Origin of the sequence: Brevundimonas sp. SPF441, from assembly GCF_009661015.1 — a bacterium.
GTDB lineage: Bacteria > Pseudomonadota > Alphaproteobacteria > Caulobacterales > Caulobacteraceae > Brevundimonas > Brevundimonas vesicularis.
On record NZ_WJWX01000052.1, the window covers coordinates 1 to 2512 of the forward strand.

General features: G+C 66.6%; 4 protein-coding genes. All 4 read right to left on the minus strand.

Annotated elements, in window-relative coordinates; translation table 11 throughout:
* Positions 1–309: 309 nt before the first annotated feature.
* The 4 genes from GGC30_RS16125 to gstA all read right to left on the minus strand — a co-directional run bounded on the left by GGC30_RS16125 (position 310) and on the right by gstA (position 2242).
* On the minus strand, positions 310–516 hold the full coding sequence (locus tag GGC30_RS16125) for a hypothetical protein (protein WP_020205952.1): 207 nt from the start codon (positions 514–516) through the stop codon (positions 310–312).
* Positions 517–659: 143 nt separating this feature from the next.
* Positions 660–881 carry a hypothetical protein gene (locus GGC30_RS16130; RefSeq protein WP_057384092.1) on the minus strand — a complete coding sequence of 74 codons (222 nt, stop codon included), beginning with the start codon at positions 879–881 and terminating at the stop codon, positions 660–662.
* A 140-nt stretch (positions 882–1021) separates the two neighbouring features.
* Positions 1022–1498 (minus strand): DUF6537 domain-containing protein, encoded by a 477-nt coding sequence (locus GGC30_RS16135; protein ID WP_057384091.1) that lies wholly within the window; start codon positions 1496–1498, stop codon positions 1022–1024.
* 135 nt (positions 1499–1633) lie between these two features.
* Complete coding sequence (gene gstA, locus GGC30_RS16140; RefSeq protein ID WP_040214185.1) at positions 1634–2242, minus strand: glutathione transferase GstA; 609 nt, start codon at positions 2240–2242, stop codon at positions 1634–1636.
* Positions 2243–2512: the final 270 nt, after the last annotated feature.

Consider the following 2512-nt stretch of genomic DNA (forward strand, 5'->3'; position numbering starts at 1 on the left):
GGCCCTCAAATTGACCCTCGCAAGCCAGCTCCAGCCAGCTCTCGTAGTGCTCGGCCACGGTTTGGTAGAGCAGAGTGCGTTCGGGGTGGCGGGGGTTGTAGCGCTTGGGTTTGGCGGTGGCTGGCATGAATACTGCGCAAATACACAGTATTTTGCAGACTTCTCCTCAGCCGTGTGAACGCTGGTCAGGAACCGCCTCTATTCGCCGGTGAGGTGGCGGTTTTGATGCGCGGCGGGTTCAGCTGAGCAGCGCCTGCTGGTCTGGCCTGGCTTTGATCGGGGTGTACTCTCGGCGGTTATTCGCACCGGTTACTCGCGCGACGGCTGACCGACCAGTCCCATGTACTGGTCGGCAAACGAGAAGCGCGCGCCGACGCGGTTGCCGTAGTAGAGGTCGTGGTGCCAGAGCGTGAGCGTGGTGCCGCCGTCGTACTCCGCCTGCTGCGGCTCCCACGGTTGGCCGCAGAAATTCAGTGCGCTGAAGCGCATCGGGGCCAGCGCCGGCTGGCCGGCCATGAAGGTGGCTTCGTAGGCGCGGGTCGCTAATGCACCATGGACTTCAGGCGTGAAGCTTTCGCGGCCCCCACTAAGCTGAACCCGTATCGCCCGACGTTGCGCCAAGAATGTTGATTGTCTCGCCCCGTTTGTCCAGCACGTACTCAAACAGATTGCCAAGAAGTTGCATGGCCATATCCTTGAAGGCCAGGGTCGGCCCATTGGTAACGCGCCACCGACTGCAGCGCCGCCGGATACTCGGGCAACATCAGTGGCGCGACGAACACCAGCCCCCACAGGGCCCCGGCAGCCAGCGCCCACGCGACGCCGCCGCCGATCCCGCCCGCCGTTGCTGCCCCACCGTCTGCACTGCCCGCTGCGGCCATCGCCACTCCCTTGCCTGCACGAAAAACCGCGCAGTGTACGCCGGCCAGCCCACCGGCGGCAGCGCGCTGCGTCGGGGCGGTGACAGCGCGGCCCGCGCACCGGGCAGGCGCGCGGTCGGGTGGCGCGCCTGCCCAGCCGGTCAGGCGAGGCGCGCGGCCGACGTCGGCGCGGCGGCGGCGTCGCCCGCGCGCCAGCGCCGCAGCAGGTCGTCCCACAGCGGGCGGGCTGCCCGCAGGTTGCGTTCCTTGACGTGGCCAAAGCCCTTGACCCGCGCCGGCCAGCGGGCGATCTCCAGCGCCAGCGGCAACCGGTCTGCCCGCAGGTCGCGCAACACCTCCTCGACCGCGGCCTCGTACTCGCGGATCAAGGCCCGCTCGGTGCGCCGCTCCTCCGTGTGGCCGAAGGGGTCGAAGGCGGTGCCGCGCAGCCCCTTGAGCCGGGCCAACACACGGAACGCCCCCATCACCCAGGGGCCGTATTCGCGCTTGACGAGTTCGCCCTTGTCGTTGCGCCGGGCCAGCAGCGGCGGCGCCAGATGAAAGCGCAGCGTGAAGTCGCCGTCGAACTGCTCGCGCAGACGCTGCAGGAAAGCGCCGTCGGTGTACAGGCGCGCCACCTCGGCAGGCCGTTGCCAGCGAACCCGCGCCGCCCGGGTGGCGCCGCCGGGCGGCGCGCACAGGCAAAATCGACGTGTTTATGGATTGACGCCGTGCGGCGCGGGCGTGACCCGCGCCGCATCGGCAGGTGGCCCTCAGCCCATCAGGCCTTCGGCCTTCATCGTCTCGATCACCGCCGGGCGGCTCATCACGCGGCCGGCGTAAGCGCCGATGTTCGGCCAGGCCGACAGGTCGAGCTTGGCGTACTGGCACCAGCCGAGCATGGTGGCGAGGTAGCAGTCGGCCACCGTGAAGGTGTCACCGAGCAGATACTGCTTGCCGGCCAGCTGCTGGTCGAGGTAGCCAAGGCGCTTGCCGATCATCTCGATGGCTGCTTTCTTGGCGTCGTCGCCGGCCGCCGGGTTGAACAGCGGACCGAAGTTCTTGTGCAGCTCGGTGGAGATGAAATTCAGCATCTCCATCAGGCGGTAGCGCTCGAGCGTGCCGGCGGCCGGGGCCAGTCCGCTGCCCGGCTTCTGGTCGGCGATGTATTGCAGCACCACGCCGACCTCGGTCAGCACCTGGCCGTTGTCGAGCTGCAGCGCCGGCACGTAGCCTTTGGGATTGATGGCGGTGAAGTCGGCGCCCGATTCGGTTTTCTTGGTCATCAGGTCGACCTTTTCCAGGTCGAATTTCAGGCCGGCTTCGCGCAGGGCGATGTGCGGGGCCATGGAACAGGCGCCGGGGGTGTAATACAGCTTCATGGAACGCTCCTTGCTCTTGAATGTGCCAACGAGGAAAACACCGAAAAAACCCATCCCTGGGATTTTTCGGCCCGCCGCAGCGCGGGTCGGGGGGATAGGAAATCCAACCGCATGAGCACAAGTATAGCACACGTTTGGGGCGTCAAGTATAGCACACGTTTGGGGCGTCTCAGGCATGCACACAGGGGACTGCTGGGTTGATTTCTCAAAGCCAGTTGCCCGAGATTTTTCGGTATGACCCGTTTTTGGCGGTGACAGGCGCAGCGCTGC